This is a genomic window from Rhodococcus sp. ACT016 (assembly GCF_050477185.1).
In the GTDB taxonomy this organism is placed as follows: Bacteria; Actinomycetota; Actinomycetes; order Mycobacteriales; family Mycobacteriaceae; genus Prescottella.
Genome location: NZ_JBEAET010000001.1, coordinates 5,128,142 through 5,144,596, shown reverse-complemented (window position 1 = coordinate 5,144,596; position 16,455 = coordinate 5,128,142). Strand labels below are relative to the sequence as shown.

14 protein-coding genes are annotated in these 16,455 nt (G+C 67.4%); 8 read left to right on the top strand and 6 right to left on the bottom strand.

Annotation, left to right across the window (positions count from 1 at the left end; all coding sequences use genetic code 11):
• Nucleotides 1–85: 85 nt before the first annotated feature.
• Nucleotides 86–1,072, bottom strand: a complete 987-nt coding sequence (locus ACQ5DX_RS23540; protein ID WP_430334885.1) for a bile acid:sodium symporter family protein — start codon at nucleotides 1,070–1,072, stop codon at nucleotides 86–88.
• An 84-nt stretch (nucleotides 1,073–1,156) separates the two neighbouring features.
• Here ACQ5DX_RS23540 and ACQ5DX_RS23535 point away from each other — a divergent pair, with 84 nt between their 5' ends.
• Nucleotides 1,157–1,999 (top strand): LysR family transcriptional regulator, encoded by an 843-nt coding sequence (locus tag ACQ5DX_RS23535; RefSeq protein WP_430334884.1) that lies wholly within the window; start codon nucleotides 1,157–1,159, stop codon nucleotides 1,997–1,999.
• 4 nt (nucleotides 2,000–2,003) lie between these two features.
• Here the strand turns inward: ACQ5DX_RS23535 and ACQ5DX_RS23530 are convergent, their stop codons facing one another.
• The gene (locus tag ACQ5DX_RS23530; RefSeq protein WP_430334883.1) at nucleotides 2,004–2,981 is read right to left on the bottom strand and encodes a DUF1648 domain-containing protein; all 978 of its coding nucleotides are present in this window, start codon (nucleotides 2,979–2,981) and stop codon (nucleotides 2,004–2,006) included.
• A 17-nt stretch (nucleotides 2,982–2,998) separates the two neighbouring features.
• Entirely contained in the window at nucleotides 2,999–3,394 is a 396-nt protein-coding gene (locus ACQ5DX_RS23525) for an SdpI family protein (RefSeq protein ID WP_430334882.1), read from the bottom strand.
• Between the two features lie 114 nt (nucleotides 3,395–3,508).
• Here ACQ5DX_RS23525 and leuS point away from each other — a divergent pair, with 114 nt between their 5' ends.
• Nucleotides 3,509–6,349 (top strand): leucine--tRNA ligase, encoded by a 2,841-nt coding sequence (gene leuS, locus ACQ5DX_RS23520; protein WP_430334881.1) that lies wholly within the window; start codon nucleotides 3,509–3,511, stop codon nucleotides 6,347–6,349.
• Nucleotides 6,350–6,428: 79 nt separating this feature from the next.
• Here leuS and ACQ5DX_RS23515 read toward each other — a convergent pair whose 3' ends face one another.
• Nucleotides 6,429–7,976 carry a lipase family protein gene (locus ACQ5DX_RS23515; protein ID WP_430334880.1) on the bottom strand — a complete coding sequence of 516 codons (1,548 nt, stop codon included), beginning with the start codon at nucleotides 7,974–7,976 and terminating at the stop codon, nucleotides 6,429–6,431.
• 151 nt (nucleotides 7,977–8,127) lie between these two features.
• On the opposite strand from ACQ5DX_RS23515, the gene ACQ5DX_RS23510 reads away from it, so the two are divergent.
• A complete protein-coding gene (locus ACQ5DX_RS23510; RefSeq protein WP_005516693.1) occupies nucleotides 8,128–8,499 on the top strand; it encodes a nuclear transport factor 2 family protein in 372 nt (123 codons plus the stop codon).
• A gap of 84 nt (nucleotides 8,500–8,583) precedes the next feature.
• On the opposite strand, the gene ACQ5DX_RS23505 is transcribed toward ACQ5DX_RS23510, so the two are convergent.
• Nucleotides 8,584–9,606 carry an AraC family transcriptional regulator gene (locus tag ACQ5DX_RS23505; RefSeq protein ID WP_430335782.1) on the bottom strand — a complete coding sequence of 341 codons (1,023 nt, stop codon included), beginning with the start codon at nucleotides 9,604–9,606 and terminating at the stop codon, nucleotides 8,584–8,586.
• 298 nt (nucleotides 9,607–9,904) lie between these two features.
• Here ACQ5DX_RS23505 and ACQ5DX_RS23500 point away from each other — a divergent pair, with 298 nt between their 5' ends.
• The 5 genes from ACQ5DX_RS23500 to ACQ5DX_RS23480 all read left to right on the top strand — a co-directional run bounded on the left by ACQ5DX_RS23500 (nucleotide 9,905) and on the right by ACQ5DX_RS23480 (nucleotide 15,693).
• Nucleotides 9,905–11,287, top strand: a complete 1,383-nt coding sequence (locus ACQ5DX_RS23500; RefSeq protein ID WP_430334879.1) for an MFS transporter — start codon at nucleotides 9,905–9,907, stop codon at nucleotides 11,285–11,287.
• A 70-nt stretch (nucleotides 11,288–11,357) separates the two neighbouring features.
• Nucleotides 11,358–12,182, top strand: a complete 825-nt coding sequence (locus ACQ5DX_RS23495; RefSeq protein ID WP_430334878.1) for an SDR family NAD(P)-dependent oxidoreductase — start codon at nucleotides 11,358–11,360, stop codon at nucleotides 12,180–12,182.
• A gap of 56 nt (nucleotides 12,183–12,238) precedes the next feature.
• Complete coding sequence (locus ACQ5DX_RS23490; protein WP_430334877.1) at nucleotides 12,239–13,294, top strand: 3-keto-5-aminohexanoate cleavage protein; 1,056 nt, start codon at nucleotides 12,239–12,241, stop codon at nucleotides 13,292–13,294.
• A gap of 141 nt (nucleotides 13,295–13,435) precedes the next feature.
• The gene (locus tag ACQ5DX_RS23485; RefSeq protein WP_430334876.1) at nucleotides 13,436–15,037 is read left to right on the top strand and encodes a long-chain fatty acid--CoA ligase; all 1,602 of its coding nucleotides are present in this window, start codon (nucleotides 13,436–13,438) and stop codon (nucleotides 15,035–15,037) included.
• 98 nt (nucleotides 15,038–15,135) lie between these two features.
• Nucleotides 15,136–15,693: a HutD family protein gene (locus ACQ5DX_RS23480; RefSeq protein ID WP_430334875.1), complete on the top strand. Its 558-nt coding sequence runs from the start codon at nucleotides 15,136–15,138 to the stop codon at nucleotides 15,691–15,693.
• Nucleotides 15,694–15,729: 36 nt separating this feature from the next.
• Here ACQ5DX_RS23480 and ACQ5DX_RS23475 read toward each other — a convergent pair whose 3' ends face one another.
• Nucleotides 15,730–16,413: an SDR family oxidoreductase gene (locus tag ACQ5DX_RS23475; RefSeq protein ID WP_430334874.1), complete on the bottom strand. Its 684-nt coding sequence runs from the start codon at nucleotides 16,411–16,413 to the stop codon at nucleotides 15,730–15,732.
• Nucleotides 16,414–16,455: the final 42 nt, after the last annotated feature.

Below are 16,455 nucleotides of genomic sequence, written 5' to 3'. Positions count from 1 at the left end.
AGAAACACCTGCGGTCCGTCGGACACACCTGAACAGTGTCCATTGAACCGCAGGTGCTGCGGGAGCGTCCACGAACCGGTGCGGGTCAGGTCGGGATCGGCTCCGGGTCTGTCCGTTTCGCGAATCGTTGTGCGAGAGCGGCACACACGATCAGCTGGATCTGGTGGAAGATCATCAGCGGCAGCACGATCAGACCGACCGGTTGCCCGGCGAACAACACCGACGCCATGGGCAGTCCGGTCGCCAGGCTCTTCTTGGAGCCGCAGAAGATGATCACGATGCGGTCGGGCAGCGAGAACCCGAGCTTCCTGCCGGCGAACGCGGTGACGCCGAGGACCGCGGCCAGGATGCCGCAGCACACCACGACCACCGCGGCGACCTCGAGCACCATCACCGTGCTCCAGATGTGCTCGTTCATCGACTCGCTGAACGCCGAGTACACGACCAGCAGGATCGAGCCGCGGTCGACGAGCTTGGTCGGCTGCGCGTACTTCTGCAGCCAGTCGATGACGAGCGGGCGGATCAACTGTCCGATCAGGAACGGCAGCAGCAACTGCAGCACGATGTCGATCACCGACGAGAAGTCGACCGTCGCCTCACCGGTCGTGTTCATCAACAGGATCACCAGCAGCGGCGTGACGAACACGCCCAGCAGGTTCGAGAACGACGCGCTGACGATCGCACCCGCGACGTTGCCGCGCGCGATCGACGTGAACGCGATCGACGACTGCACCGTCGAGGGCACCAGGCACAGGTACAGGATGCCGGTGTACATCTCGTCGGTGATCACGGTCGGCACCAGGATTCGCAGCGCCAGGCCGATCAGTGGGAACAGCACGAACGTCGACGCGAACACCACCGAGTGCAGGCGCCAGTGCTTGAGGCCCTGCAGCGCCTCGGCCGGCGACAGTCGCGCGCCGTAGAGCAGGAACAGGAATCCGATCGCGATCTTGGTGGCCCAGTCGAGCACGGTCTGGCCGGTGCCGGAGGCGGGGAACAGGCTGCCGAGGATCGCCACCACGACGATGGCCAGGATGAATCCGTCGATGTAGAACCTGCTCAGAAACTTCACCGGTCAACGGTATATGGCACGAAATCGATCATGAAAGCCGTTCAAGCCGTTAACTGTGATCACGTTTCGTGATAGGCAGGACGGGTGTTCGATCCCGTTCTCCTCAGGACCTTCCTTGCCGTCGAGCAGGCGGGTGGGTTCACGGCCGCCGCGCGGCAGCTGGGTCTGCGCCAGTCCACCGTCAGCGGGCACATCGCGCGACTGGAAAAGGCTGCCGGCCGCGTGCTGGTCACCCGTGACACCCACACCGTCGAGCTGACCGCCGACGGGACCGCGATGGTGGGCTTCGCCCGCTCGATCCTCGACGCGCACGACCGCGCCAGCCGCTACTTCGAGGGCTCGACGCTCGCCGGACGGCTGCGGTTCGGCGCGGCGGAGGACCTGGTCGCGAAGGGGCTGCCGCAGATCCTGCGGGACTTCCGGCGCACGCACCCCCTCGTCGACCTGCAGCTCACCGTCGGGCTGAGCCGCGCCGTGCACGCGCAGCTGCGGGCCGGGGACCTCGATCTGGCGTTCGTGATGCGGCGGCCCGGCGAGACGCACGGCGAACTGGTGTGGCGCGACCGACTGGTGTGGGGCGGGACGACCGAATCCCAGTGGGATCCGGCAACCCCGGTGCCGCTCGTGGCCTATCCCCCGCCGAGCATCACCCGCGCCTGCGCACTCGGGGCCCTCGAGACGGCGCGGCTGCCCAGCCGGATCACCTGCCTGGCCAACAGCCGGGCGGGGCTGCGTGCCGCGGTCCTGGCCGGGCTCGGGGTGATCGTGCACGCGAACTCGCTGCTACCGACCGAGCTGCGGCCCGTCGGCGATCGGCTGGGCCTGCCCGACCCGGGTGACGTCGAGTTCGTGCTGCTGGGCCGGTCCAGCACGCCCAGCGGCCCCGAGGCGGCGCTCATGGAGGCGATCCGGGCGTCCGCGCTCTGAGAGGTCAGGACCGCGCCAGGCGCCGGTCCGCGAGGGTGTTGAGGGCGCCGGCGATCTCCTCGGCCCGCGGCGTGGTGACGGTCAGCTGGTGCCCGCACGCGAAGGTGATCACGACGGCCGGTCCGGTGCGGGTGACCACGGCGTAGTTGCCCCGCCCCTTCGTCTTCAGCCCCCAGCCGCCGAAGTCCTGGAACGGGCGCACCTCCCGGACCTTCGCGCCCAGCACCTCGTCGGTGCCGTACTCGATGGCCGACATGCCCATGTTCTGCACACGGATCCCGTCCGTATCGACGACGAGCCGGAACTGCAGCAGGGTCACCGCGAGCAGCACCACCGGCACGTACAGGCCCAGCGGCCACCACACGCCCGCGATCCAGCACACCAGCACCGCGGGTGCCGCGAGCGCGAGGGCCGTTCCAGTGAGTCCACCCACGCTCATCCCGACCTGGTCGGTGATCGGCAACTCGACCGCGCCGCGCGGCAGGTCCGCCGACGGCGCCTCGGTGGCGACGGCGCGGACGCGGTAGTCGCGCAGCAGCGACGCGCCGATCAGTCCGACGACGGCGCCCAGCGCGAGACCGAGCCCGAGGGCCTCGGCCGGCATGGCGGCATCGGTCGCCGTCGCGTCGACCTGCCCGACGATCATCGCGATCTCCACCGCGACGATCAGACCGACGACGGTCAGTCCGAGCAGCAGCATGATCCGGCGCATCATCAGCTGGGCCTGCGCGAGCGCGGCGATCGCCGAGCAGCCGCCGCCGACGAGCAGCACGATCGCGGCCATCGACCACGCGCTGGAGGTGGGGCTCATGAACCCGTCGGGCGAACTACCGGACCAGTGGGTCGCGATCTGCTCGGGCAGCCGGGGTTCGAGGACGTACGTCAGCACGACGCCCGCGGCCGCGCCGAGGATCGGGACGACGATGCCGAAGATGACGCCCGCAGGGTCGATGACCCGCGGACCGGATGTGGGTGTGGTCACACCCGGGATTCAACCAGTCAGGCCGGTTCGCACGCGCCCTTGAGGCTGCAGGCGCCGCACGACGTGCCGCAGCCGCTGGTCTCGGGCAGCGCACCCGCGGCCTTGGAACCGAGGGTGCCGCCGGCGCCGGCGACGAAGAAGGCGGCGACGACAGCGACGATCACCGCGACGATCGGGAGGGCGCCGTCGAGCAGAATTGCCGCGACACCGCCGATCACGAGGACACCGGCCGCGGCCAGCAGGGTGGGGGCGGCGACCTTGTTGGCCAGCGCGAACGTCTCGTCGTCGCGCAGCGATTGGGGGGTGCGAACCCCGGCCCAGCGGTTGCGCTCGAGGCGGCCGGTCAGTCCGGCGATGCCCACTGCGCCGAGAGCGACAGCGACGATGAACAGCACGACAGCGACGATGACCACCCGTCCACGATAAGCCCCTCGATGAGGAGCGGGTGTTCCTGGGTGTTCGCTGGGGTCGCTCACGCTTTACCCTGGTTGACGGAATTCCCGTCATCCAAGTAGATAGCGACCACAGTGACCGAGCCAGTTCAGCAAGCCACATCCCCCGACGACTCGACGCCGCAGCACCGCTATACCGCGGAGCTCGCCGGCCGGATCGAGGAGCGCTGGCAGGACCTGTGGAGCGAGCGCGGGACGTTCAACGCGCCCAACCCGGTGGGTTCGCTGGCGGGTGACGTGCCCGCTGACAAGCTGTTCGTGCAGGACATGTTCCCGTACCCGTCGGGCGCGGGCCTGCATGTCGGCCACCCGCTCGGCTACATCGCCACCGACGTCTTCGCGCGCTACCACCGCATGCAGGGCCACAACGTCCTGCACACCCTCGGTTACGACGCGTTCGGTCTGCCGGCCGAGCAGTACGCGGTGCAGACGGGCACGCATCCGCGCACCACGACCGAGGCGAACATCGCGAACATGCAGCGTCAGCTCCGACGCCTGGGCCTCGGTCACGACGAGCGGCGCAGCGTGGCGACCACCGACGTCGACTTCTACCACTGGACGCAGTGGATCTTCCTGCAGATCTACAACGCCTGGTACGACACCGCGCAAGGCAAGGCGCGCCGCATCTCCGAGCTCGAGGCCGAGTTCGCCTCGGGTGAGCGCACCCTCGACGACGGACGGGACTGGGCGTCGCTGGACGGGGTCGAGCGCAGCAAGGTGCTCGACTCGTACCGCCTTGTGTACCACTCGGATTCGATGGTCAACTGGTGCCCGGGTCTGGGCACGGTGCTGGCCAACGAGGAGGTCACCGCGGACGGTCGATCCGAGCGCGGCAACTTCCCGGTGTTCCGTAAGCACCTGCAGCAGTGGATGATGCGGATCACCGCGTACTCCGACCGTCTGGTCGACGACCTCGAGTACCTGGACTGGCCCGAGAAGGTCAAGTCCATGCAGCGCAACTGGATCGGCCGCTCGCACGGCGCCCAGGTCAAGTTCGACGCCTCCGGCCACGACATCGAGGTGTTCACCACCCGCCCGGACACCCTGTTCGGTGCCACGTACGTGACGCTGGCCCCCGAGCACGAGCTGGTGGATCAGCTGGTGGCGGCCGAGTGGCCCGAGGGCGTCGACCCGCGCTGGACCGCCGGCGCGGCCACCCCGGCCGAGGCCGTCGCGGCGTACCGCGCGTCGATCGCGGCCAAGAGCGACCTCGAGCGCCAGGAGAACAAGGAGAAGACCGGCGTCTTCCTCGGCGTCTACGCCGTGAACCCGGTGAACGGGCACGAGCTGCCGGTGTTCATCGCCGACTACGTGCTGACCGGCTACGGCACCGGCGCGATCATGGCCGTCCCCGGCCACGATCAGCGCGACTGGGAGTTCGCGACCGCGTTCGGTCTCGACATCGTCGAGGTCATCAAGGGCGGAGACCTGTCCGAGTCGGCGTTCACCGGCGACGGACCGCTGGTGAACTCCGGGTACTTGGACGGCCGGAACGTGGCCGACGCCAAGAAGGCCGTCATCGAGCGCCTCGAGGCGGACGGTGTCGGGACGGGCACCATCCAGTACAAGCTGCGCGACTGGCTGTTCGCGCGTCAACGCTACTGGGGTGAGCCGTTCCCGATCGTGTACGACGAGCAGGGTGTGGCACATCCGCTGCCGGAATCGGCTCTGCCGGTTGAGCTTCCGGAGGTCGAGGACTACGCGCCGGTGTCGTTCGATCCGAACGACGCCAGCTCCGAGCCCTCGCCCCCGCTGGCGAAGGCGTCCGACTGGGTCAACGTCGAGCTCGATCTCGGCGACGGCCTCAAGGACTACCGCCGCGACACCAACGTGATGCCGCAGTGGGCGGGCAGCTCGTGGTACCAGCTGCGCTACATCGACCCCACCAGCAGCGAGCAATTCGTCGCGCCCGAGAACGAGGCCTACTGGACCGGTCCGCGCCCGGACATCCACGGCCCCAACGATCCCGGTGGCGTCGACCTGTACGTCGGCGGTGTCGAGCACGCCGTGCTGCACCTGCTGTACTCGCGCTTCTGGCACAAGGTGCTGTTCGACCTGGGCTACGTCAGCTCCAGCGAGCCGTACCGCCGCCTGTACAACCAGGGCTACATCCAGGCGTACGCGTACACCGACGAGCGCGGCGTCTACGTGCCGGCGGCCGAGGTGACCGAGGAGGACGGAAAGTTCTTCTACCAGGGCGCCGAGGTCAAGCGCGAGTACGGAAAGATGGGCAAGAGCCTCAAGAATTCCGTTGCGCCGGACCAGATCTGCGACGAGTACGGTGCCGACACCCTGCGCGTCTACGAGATGGCGATGGGTCCGCTGGACACCTCGCGGCCGTGGGCCACCAAGGACGTCATCGGTGCGCACCGCTTCCTGCAGCGGGCGTGGCGGGTCGTCGTCGACGAGGAGACCGGCAACCTGCGTGTCACCGACGCCGAGCCGTCCGAGGACACGCTGCGCGCGTTGAACAAGGCGATCGCCGGTGTCAGCGAGGACTACGCGGCGCTGCGCGACAACACCGCGGTGGCCAAGCTGATCGAGTACACCAACCACCTCACCAAGGAGTACCCGGCCGGTGCCCCGCGCTCGGCGGTGGAGCCGCTCGCACTGATGCTCGGCCCGGTTGCCCCGCACCTCGCGGAGGAACTGTGGTCGCGCCTGGGCCACACCGCGTCGCTGGCGCACGGTCCGTTCCCCGCGGCCGACGAGAAGTGGCTGGTCGAGGACACCGTCGAGTACCCGATCCAGGTCAACGGCAAGGTTCGCAGCCGCATCAACGTCGCCACCGACGCGGCCCGCGAGGACATCGAGAAGATCGCCCTGGCGGACGAGAAGATCGTCGCGCTGCTCGACGGCAAGGATCCCCGCAAGGTGATCGTCGTCCCCGGCAAGATGGTGAACGTCGTCCTCTGATCCACCCGCGTTCTGCGCACTTGTCGTCCTGAACCTCCAGGGGATTCAGCGATAAGTGCGCAGAACGCGGTGCAGGGGGTCAGCACTCGTCGGGTGCGGGTTCCCCGCGGAAGCGGGCATCGACCCAGTCGAACGCCCCGGGATTGCCGAAGGCCTCGCCGAGCAGGTGCTCACCCGGCACCTGCCGGTACACGGCGCGAACGCCCTTTCCGCACTGCTGGTCGTAGAGATTGCGCGCACCCAGTGCCGGGATCCAGAAGTCCTGCCCGCCGTTGTAGATGTAGAGCGGGGTGCCGGACTTCAGGTCGGCCATCTTCGTGATCGCGTAGATGTCGTGCGCGACAGGAGAATTCAGTGCCTCCTTGACGTTCGCGAGCACCTCGATCGGCGCGTTCAGGATGCCCATCACGGCGAGGTTGTTCACGCACATGTCCTTGATGGACGACATGCCCAGCTGCTGCCCGAGACTGTTGATCAGCGGCAGGATCTGGGTGCGCTCCCGGGAGATCCCCAGCACCGCCGCGAGGAACAGCCCACTGGCGAGGTTGCCGTTCATGGTGCGTCCGAGCATCTCGAAGTCGGCGGGCACGCCGCCGAATGCGGCGCCGACGATGTCGTGGCGCAGTTCCGGTGCGTACGAATCGATCAGATTGACCGCGCCGTGCGTGGCGATCGCTCCGCCGGAGTAGCCCATCATCGCGAGCTTGCTGGTGCCGAATTCCGCCGGGAACTCGTTGCGCACGCCACGGATGGTGTCGAGGATCGCGTGACCGGCTTCGTACGGTTCCCCGTATGCCATCCGCGGGCCCTCGTGGTCGGGCATGAGCACCGCGTAGCCGCGTTCCTCGGCCTTCGTCGTGACGGGTCGGAGGAACTCCAGGAAGTTCGTCGACGGCGTGATCCCGTTCGCCATGGTGTGGGAGGGGGTGCACGCCCGTCCGAGTCCGTTGATCGGCACGTTGTTGACCAGGACCGGCCGCGGTCCCGGACCGGGCCACGCCGTGGCCGGGATGATGAGGGTCGCGGTCGCGAATGACGGTGCCCCGGTCGCATCGGTGGACTTGACCTTGAGCTGCTTCACCTCGCGCACCGGCCCGATCGGTAGCGTGCGGGCCATCGGCGTCACGTCGCGGACCTCGATGACCTGGCCGTTCGCCATGCCGGGCAGACCGGCCGGGTACTCGTCGAAGAACGGATCTCCGATCGGCGACGGCAGCATGCCCGTGCGCAGGGTCTCGAGTGCAGGAGGTGCCAGATCCGGTGCCGGCACGACCGAGCCGACCGCGCCGGGTATCCAGGAGCCGAACGCCGACCGCGCGTACGACGCGGTCCCCAGCGACCCGGTGATGGGCGTCGTGCCGGCTGACGCGGTGCCGTCCGAGCCCGTGCCGTCGATCAACGACCCGGGTCCGTCCGACCCTGTGCCGTCGGTCAGCGACCCGCCGCCGACCGATCCTTGGCCACCGGCGCTGCCCGTCGACCCCAGTCCCCCGATGCTGGTGTTCGGCAGAGCACTTCCGCTCGACTGCGCAGCGGCCGTACCTGCGATTCCACTTCCGGCCACGACGGTCACCACGAGTGCAGTGACGACCGCCCGGCCCCAGATTCCCCCGCGCTGGATTGGCATGCGCGGCACGGTAGCAGCGGTTTGTCGCAGCTCGAGCCGCTTCGGTGGATTGTCGGGAGTGTCCGGTGGGCGGGACCGACCGGTGTACCGGGCGTGTGGTGCGGGTTACGCTGCGGCCGAAATTCGTTCCACGAGCAAAGGTTCAGCGAGCATGGCATCCGCAGAAGACATCAAGAACACTGTCGCCTCGTACATGAAGGCCCTCGAGAGCAAGAGCGCTGACCAGGTGGCCGCGCTGTTCGCGGAGGGCGCCACGGTCGAGGATCCGGTCGGCACCGAACCCAAGCGTGGCGTCGAGGAGATCCGCGCCTTCTTCAAGGCCATCGAGGCGATGGACCAGACCGCCGAACTGCTGACGATCCGCGTCGCCGGCAACAGCGCTGCCTTCCACTTCCGCACCGTGTCGAAGGTCGGCGGCCAGACCTACGTCATGGAGCCGATCGACGTCATGACGTTCGACGACGACGCCAAGATCACCAGCACCCGCGCCTACTGGGCGCAGGAGGACATGATCGTCAGCTAGTCCGAAGACCGCTACCGGGCCGGAATCGCACGGCATCTGCGATTCCGGCCCGGAGCGTGCGATCTGCACGTCGGTGAATCTGCCTCAGGACACATCGGCGTCATGCTGGCGGATTGCCCATTTTGTCGGGCTCACCCCGAATTGCTGACGGAACCAGCGCGAGAAGGCACTCAAGTCAGAGAAACCGAGCTCACCGGCTATGTCGGTCAGGCTCCGGTCGCCGCGTGTGATGTACCGTCGCGCCAACTCCATGCGGACCGAATTGACGATGGACGAGTAGGTCTCGCCGGACTGGGAGAGGCGCCGATTGAGGGTGCGCTGGTCCATTCCGAGACTGCGCGCTATGCGGGTTGCGGTGCACCTTCCCCCGGGCAGTAGAGCCTCGATCAAGCCGCGCACGCGGCCGGCGACGGAGACGTCCTCGGGCGGCGCGAGCAGGTCCAGATACTGCCTTGCGTAGGGTCGGAAGAGCGGATCCGACAGCGGGTTCGCCCCGTCCAGATCTCTCGAATAGAGAACGAGTCCGTTGAAGTCACCGTTGAACGTGACGTCGGGCCCGAGCATGCGGAGGTGAACGTCGAGCGTCGACGGCGCATCGTGGACGAAGCTGGTGGACAGCGGAATCCAGGCTTCCGAAATGAAGTTGCCGATTATCCGGGATATCGACGCCACGGTCAGTTCGATCGATTGGCGCCCGAGCTGTGTTCCTGGCCCGGGTTCGACGTGGAGTGTCGCGAGCCCGTTCGCCTCGACGAGCCGAGTCCGGATGGCTTCGTTGTGCAACCTCATGTGACGTAACACGAGTTCGAGCGCACTTCTCACATCGGGCTCTTCCCTGGCAGCCAGTCCTACCGGTCCGAGATTCGACACCCTTCTGCCTTCGGCCATCCGCACTCCGAAGTCCTCGCAGGACGTCGCAGCCGCCGTCCGCTCGAGCAACTCGTCGACGGCCCGTGCCGAGAGCCACGTATCCGGCGTCGCCAGAGCCAGGGTGGTCGGATCGATGCCCGCCGTGCGCATGATCGGGTGGGGATCGGTCCCCAGTGACTGCGCCAGTTCGACGTACTCGTTCAGTACCGAACTGCGCACCCGCACCACTTTCGCCATCGGCTCCATCCCGTCTGAAAATGTCAAGCTGATTGTCTGGTTTGGTCAAGCGTCCCCGTCGCAAAACGTATAGCGTGACGTGCGTCACCCAGCTTGTTCCATTCGTCCACATTGTCAAGAGCATGTACGGGCCGGATCGGTCCGTGTGCCTCTGTGCAACTCAGCCTCCCACGTCCTCGACGCCCACCGCGGCGCGAACGGAGTCTGTGCTGAAGCGCGTCCCCGGGCCCACCACATCCCGCTCGGGACGCGCAGTCTGTCTTCCCCAACCGGCGTGGTTGACGGCATGGCACCCGTCATGCCCTCACGAACAGGAGTACACATGGAACCGGAGAACCAACCCCCCGGAAACGAAACCGCTTCTGGCGGCGGACGTTCCAAGATCTTTCCATGGACTGTATTCGCCCTCATCTTCGGCCTGATGATGTCGGACTACATGTCCCGCCAGGTTCTCAGTTCGGTCTTTCCGGTCCTGAAAGCCGAATGGCACCTATCGGATTCGCAGCTTGCCGCATTGACGAGTGTGGTTGCCCTCATGGTCGGGCTGCTGGCACTCCCGATGTCGCTGCTGGCCGACCGATGGGGTCGAGTACGCAGCGTGGCCGTCATGGCGGTCGTGTGGAGTGTGGCAACCGTCCTGTGTGCCGCTGCGGGCAACTACACGCAACTGCTCGGCGCTCGATTCCTGATCGGGTTCGGCGAGGCCGCTTACGCCAGCGTGGGTTTGGCTGTCATGCTCGGTGTGTTCGCTCCGCGTCTTCATGCATCGCTCAGCGGTGCGTTCCTCGGTGCAGCGTTCTTCGGCTCGGTCATCGGCGTCGCGCTCGGTGGCGTCCTCGCCGACCACCTCGGTTGGCGTGCAGCGTTCTTGATCATGGCCGCGTTCGGGATGACGCTCGTCATCCTCTTCCGGATCGTCGTCACCGAGAATCGACTGGCACGCCACGCCGCTGATCAGTCGACGGATGCAGGTTCACGGTCCGATAGCGGGCGCGCCCCCATCTCGAGCTTGTTCACGAATGCCTCGCTGAACTGCGCATACGTCGGTGCCGGACTTCAGTTCTTCGTCTCCGGCGTACTACTCGCGTGGCTTCCCAGCTACTTCAATCGCTATCACCACATGGACACGTCTCGTGCCGGTCTCGCGGCGTCGGTCTTCGTCCTGCTGATCGGTGCGGGAACCGTGGTCTGTGGCATTGCCGCCGACCGGATCGGGCGTCGACGGCCCGAGCGTCGCTGGAGCGCGGCTATCGCGTACGCCGTTGTCGCGACAGTGTCACTGATGGCCGGCTTCCAGCTGAGCAACGGCCCGCTGCAGTTGATCTTCCTCGGTCTCGGTGCGTTCTTCTGCTCAGGGTTCTCCGGTGCCACGACGGCGGTCGTCGCCAGCCTGTCCCACCCATCGCTACACGCGTCGGCCTTCGGTGTCGGCACCCTGGCGAACAACATCTTCGGGCTGGCACTGGGGCCGGTCGTGGTCGGCATGCTGTCCGATCGGCTCGGGTTGCTCGGCGCGCTGCAGTGGGTGCCACTGGCGAACGTGTTGTCGATCGTTGTCCTGGTCGCCGGAATGAAGCTCTACCCGGCGGGTCTTCGCAAGCTCGCATCGGTGCGGTCGAAGAACTCCCATGTGGCGTCCGCGACGCCGACCGACGTGCTCGCCCCCAGCCCTTCGGCATAGGTCCCGCTACGGCCTCGGACTCGCTACGTGCGGATCCGACTCTCACTGAAACACCAAGAGGAGAAAAGGAATGCAGCTACTCGACAAAGTTGCCGTCGTGACCGGAGCCGCACAGGGTTTGGGCCGGGCTATCGCGCTCGCCATGGCCCAGGAGGGCGCCGATCTCGTCCTGTGCGATCTGCAGGAGGGCAAGCTCGCGGAGGTCTCCGCCGAGATCGAGGCCCTGGGACGCAAGAGCCTGGCCCTGCGCTGCGACGTGTCGTCCAAGGAGCAGGTCGTCGAGATGTTCGCCCGGGCGGCCGAGCAGTTCGGCACCGTCCACATCCTCGTCAACAACGCTGCGCGGGTGCCGAACTCGCCTGAGGACGAGGTCCGCCGCAGCCGGCACTACGCGTACATCACCACTCCCATGGAGCGGCAGTCCATGGGGATCACCAGCAGCCTCACCGACGAGGACTGGCTCAAGTGGTGGGACGTCAACGTCCACGGCGTGTTCTACTGCACCCGTGAGGCATTGAAGTTCATGGAGCCGCAGGGCTACGGCCGCATCATCAACATCTCCTCGATCGCCGGCACCTCCGCCGCGAGCGCGCACAGCCCCGGCTATTCGGCCGCGAAGGCCGCGGTCGCGAGCCTGACCAAGACCGTCGCGCTCGACGTCGCGGGCGCCGGTGTCTACGTCAACGCCATCGCGTGCGGTGGCGTGCTCACCCCGCCCTTCCAGGCGTACCTCGACAACGCCACCGAGGAGGAGAAGGCCAACCTGTTCCAGATCGTCCCGGTCGGACGCCTGGGCAACCCCGAGGAGTACGCCTCCCTCGCCGTCTACCTCGCCGGCGAGAACCATTACTGCGTCGGCCAGGTCATCAGCCCCAACGGCGGCGTCATCATCTGAGCCCCGCCCTGAATTCCCAACCACTTTCACGATTTCCTCGACAGGAGTAGTCACCCATGCATTTCCACGACGATGCGTTGTTCCCGGAGAACCAGGACAAGCTGGTCATCACTGTGGCCCCTTATGGTCCGGAGTGGGAGGTCGCGGACTTCCCCGAAGACCTGCCGCTGACGATGGACGAGCACGTCCAGCAGGCGGTGGACTGTTTCGAGGCCGGCGCGACCGTGCTGCACATCCACGTCCGTGAGCTCGATGGCAAGGGCTCCAAGCGCCTGTCGAAGTTCAACGAGCTCCTCGGCCGCCTGCGTGAGGCGGTGCCGGAGATGATCCTGCAGGTCGGTGGCTCGATCTCGTTCGCGCCGGAGGGTGATGGGGCGGATGCGAAGTGGCTGTCCGACGACACCCGCCACATGCTCGCCGAGCTGGATCCGAAGCCCGATCAGGTGACGATCGCGATCAACACGAGTCAGATGAACATCACCGAGTTGATGACTCCGCAGGATGTGGCGGGTACGTCGTTGGCGCGTCCGGAGTTGGTGGCGACGTACCGGGAGATGACGGTGCCGGCCGGCCCGGAGTGGGTCGAGGAGCACCTGCGTCGTCTGCAGGCCGCGGGGATCCAGCCGCACTTCCAGCTGTCGAGCATTCCGCAGCTCGAGACGGTGGAGCGGCTGATCCGCCGCGGTGTGTACACGGGCCCGTTGAACGTGACGTGGGTGGCGATCGGTGGCGGGTTCGACGGCCCGAACCCGTACAACATGATGAACTTCGTCCAGCGGGTCCCGGACGGTGCGTGCCTGACGCTCGAGACGTTGATGCGCAGCGTGTTGCCGGTGAATGCGATGGCGATCGCGATGGGTCTGCACACCCGGTGCGGTAACGAGGACAACCTGTGGGCCCCGCGTGGCGGCGCGAAGATCACTTCGGCCGAGCAGGTGCGTCAGTTGGTGCGGGTCGCGAACGAGCTGGGCCGAGAGGTGGCCACGGCGAAGGAAGCCCGCGACATCTACCGGATCGGTGAGACGTACGCGGATGCGGACGAGACGTTGGCCAGGCTCGGCTACGCGCCGAACCGGACGCCGGGGCAGACCGGCTTCACCCAGCACGTCTGACGAACCGAAACATCGTGCAGGCGGGGCGCGAGTCCGAGTTTCGCGCCCCGCCTGACCCATTCGTCCGTCCACCCAGTCGCGAGTCGGTCGGTGAGTGACCCGGCCGTCGAGTTCCACCCATCCCGATCCAGGAGTGTCTACGTGATCAACAGCTTGACGATGGATGACTACCCGCTGTCGCTGACGGCGGTGGTCGAGCGTGCCGAACAGTTCTACAGCGGAAGGGATGTCGTCTCGCGGCGTCCTGACGGCAGCATCGCCCGTTCCACTCTCGGGGCGTGTGCTCGGCGTGCGCGTCGGTTGGCCGACGCGTTGGCCGGTCTCGGGGTCGGGGACGGTGATCGGGTGGCGACGCTGTTGTGGAACCAGGCCGAGCATCTCGAGCTGTATTTTGCGGTTCCGGCGATGGGGGCGGTGGTGCATACGCTCAATCCGCGTTTGCACGCCGACGAGCTCGCGTTCATCGTGCAGGATGCGCGGGACCGGGTGATCGTGGTCGACGAGTCGCTGCTCGAGGTGTTCGACGGGTTCCGTGAGCTGCACCGGTTCGAGCACGTGATCGTCGTCTCCCACGGTGGGCCGGTACCGGACGGAATGCTCGACTACGAAACTGTGATCGGTGGGTCGGAGCCGATGGAGTGGCCGGTGATCGACGAACGTCGCGCCGGCGCAATGTGTTACACGTCCGGCACGACGGGTCGCCCGAAGGGTGTGGTGTATTCGCATCGGGCGCTGGTTCTCCATTCGTTGGCGGCGGCGCTGCCTGATGCGTTGGGGGTTTCTGCGCAGGACACGCTGCTGCCGGTTGTTCCGATGTTCCACGCGAACGCGTGGGGTCTGCCGTATGCCGCGGCGCTGCTCGGCGCTCGCCTGGTGTTGCCGGGGCCGAACCTGGATCCGGTCAGTGTGCTCGACCTGATCTCCACGGAGGGGGTCACCATGACGGCGGGGGTGCCGACGGTGTGGATGGCGATGCTCGACGCGCTCGATGCCGAGCCGGATCGGTGGGATCTGGGTCGTCTCGATCGTCTGATCGTCGGTGGAGCGGCCGTGCCGCGGAGCCTGCTCGAGGGTTACGACCGCCACGGCCTGACGGTGGTGCAGGCGTGGGGAATGACCGAGACCGCTCCGCTGGGCACCGTCAGCCGGCTCCCCGTCGACCTCCGTGAAAGCGCGGCCGAGGACCGGTACGCATTCCGTGCCAGGCAGGGTGTGGCGATGCCGTTCGTCGAGATCCGTGCGCGCAACGAGGAGGACGGGTTCATCGAGTGGGACGATGCGGCGATGGGTGAGTTGGAGGTGAGGGGGCCGTGGGTGGCGGCCGGGTATCACAACGGTACGGGCGCGGACAGTTTCACGGAGGACGGCTGGTTCCGGACGGGGGACATCGTCCGCATCGATCACCGCGGGAGTATCCGGATCTGTGACCGGTCCAAGGATCTGGTCAAGTCGGGCGGTGAGTGGATTTCCTCGGTCGATCTGGAGAACCATCTCATGGCGCACCCGGCGGTGGCGGAGGCCGCGGTGATCGCGGTTCCGGATCCGCGGTGGGGTGAGCGTCCGTTGGCGGTGCTCGCGCTCCGTGACGGTGTGACGGTGGATCCGGAACAGCTGCGTGAGCACCTGGCGCGCGAGTTCGCACGCTGGCAGATCCCCGAGCGGTTCGAGTTCGTGTCCACGATCCCGAGAACCGCCACCGGAAAGTTCAAGAAGATAGCTCTGCGCGACCAGTTCTCCGCATGATCGCGAGCGGGTCGTCCGGGACCACGAGACGAGCCGGTTGACCGAAGCCGGTTGTATATACAAGGCTGTTCAGGTCGACCAATCGCAACGGAGGCACTGTGAACGCCGAACCGTACTCGCCGGGCTCAAAGGCGCGTCGGACCACCCGCGACGACCGGGAGTCGGTGCGCTGGCGCAACGGCCAGGGCACTACCCAGGTGGTTGCCGAGACCGACCTGTGGCGGGTGAGCATCGCCGACGAGCCGACGTCATCGACTTTCTCGGTGATCGACGGATACGACCGGTGGTTCATACCGATCGGTGCGGTACCGATCGAGTTGAGTGGGGCACCGTTCGGGTCGGAGGCGGTCGACGACGGTGCGCCCAACGTGGTGCGCCATGTCGTCGCACCGCTGGAGACGTTCGCGTTTCCGGGCGAGTGGGCGCCGCAGTGCCGGGTGGAAACGCCCACTCGGGCGCTGAACGTGATGGTGCGGCGAGGCCGGGCGACGGCGACGGTGCGGATCGGTCGGCCGCCCGCGGGCGCCGATCCCGCTGCGCTGCTGGTCCTCGTCGATCCGGTGACGGAGGACGCGGTGCTGCTCCCGCCCGGGTGCGGCGACGCCTTCGAGATGACCGATCCCTGCGCGGTGCTGACCATCACGACGGTCCGGTAACCCCGACCGCGACGGGGCCGGGGCGGCAGCGAGCGGTTACCTCGGTACGGGGCGCAGCACGATCTCGGTGGGGTGCGCGTCCCGGGGCGTCTCGACGGCGTGCCGGACCGCGCGCGCCACGGTCTCCGGGGTGAGGAACTGATCGGCGTCGTACTCGCGGCCCTCGGCGCGGACGATCGCGCGCTGCATGTCGGTGTCGATGCGGCCCGGGTGGATCGAGGTGACGCGCAGCATCGGCTCCTCGAGGCGTAGGACGTCCCCGAACGCGCGCAGCGCGAACTTGCTCGCGGCGTACGCGCCCCATCCGGCGTTGGCGCGCAGTCCGGAGCCGGAATTGATCAACACGACGTGCCCGTGGGCCGCCCGCAGCGCGGGCAACAGCAGGCGGGTCAGTTCGGCGACCGCGACGACGTTGGCGTCGAGCGTCCGGTGCCACATGTCGACGGAGGTCTCGGCGACGGTCGCCAGCTCCGCGACGCCCGCGTTGTGCACCAGCACGTCGAGTCGATCGATGTCGGCGACGGCCTCGGCGACGGCCGCGTAGTCGGTCAGGTCGACAGGCCAGGGTGCGGCGGCCAGTTCCCCGGCGATCGGCTCGAGCGATTCGGCGCTGCGCCCACCGAGTATCAGCTGGTGGCTGGGCGCGAGCTCGCGGGCGATCGCGGCACCGAGGCCGCGGCTTCCGCCCGTGATCAGCGCGGTGGGGTGCTGGGATGCCATGCAACCGAGGGTAGACGCACGATCATCCGGGTCCGCTCGATC

What these genes read in the sequence shown, in the direction of transcription:
- ACQ5DX_RS23515 (WP_430334880.1), bottom strand. Translation starts at nt 7,976, where the DNA reads ATGCCAATCCAGCGCGGGGGAATCTGGGGCCGGGCGGTCGTCACTGCA.
- ACQ5DX_RS23510 (WP_005516693.1), top strand. Translation starts at nt 8,128, where the DNA reads ATGGCATCCGCAGAAGACATCAAGAACACTGTCGCCTCGTACATGAAG.
- ACQ5DX_RS23505 (WP_430335782.1), bottom strand. Translation starts at nt 9,606, where the DNA reads ATGGCGAAAGTGGTGCGGGTGCGCAGTTCGGTACTGAACGAGTACGTC.
- ACQ5DX_RS23500 (WP_430334879.1), top strand. Translation starts at nt 9,905, where the DNA reads ATGCCCTCACGAACAGGAGTACACATGGAACCGGAGAACCAACCCCCC.
- ACQ5DX_RS23495 (WP_430334878.1), top strand. Translation starts at nt 11,358, where the DNA reads ATGCAGCTACTCGACAAAGTTGCCGTCGTGACCGGAGCCGCACAGGGT.
- ACQ5DX_RS23490 (WP_430334877.1), top strand. Translation starts at nt 12,239, where the DNA reads ATGCATTTCCACGACGATGCGTTGTTCCCGGAGAACCAGGACAAGCTG.
- ACQ5DX_RS23475 (WP_430334874.1), bottom strand. Translation starts at nt 16,413, where the DNA reads ATGGCATCCCAGCACCCCACCGCGCTGATCACGGGCGGAAGCCGCGGC.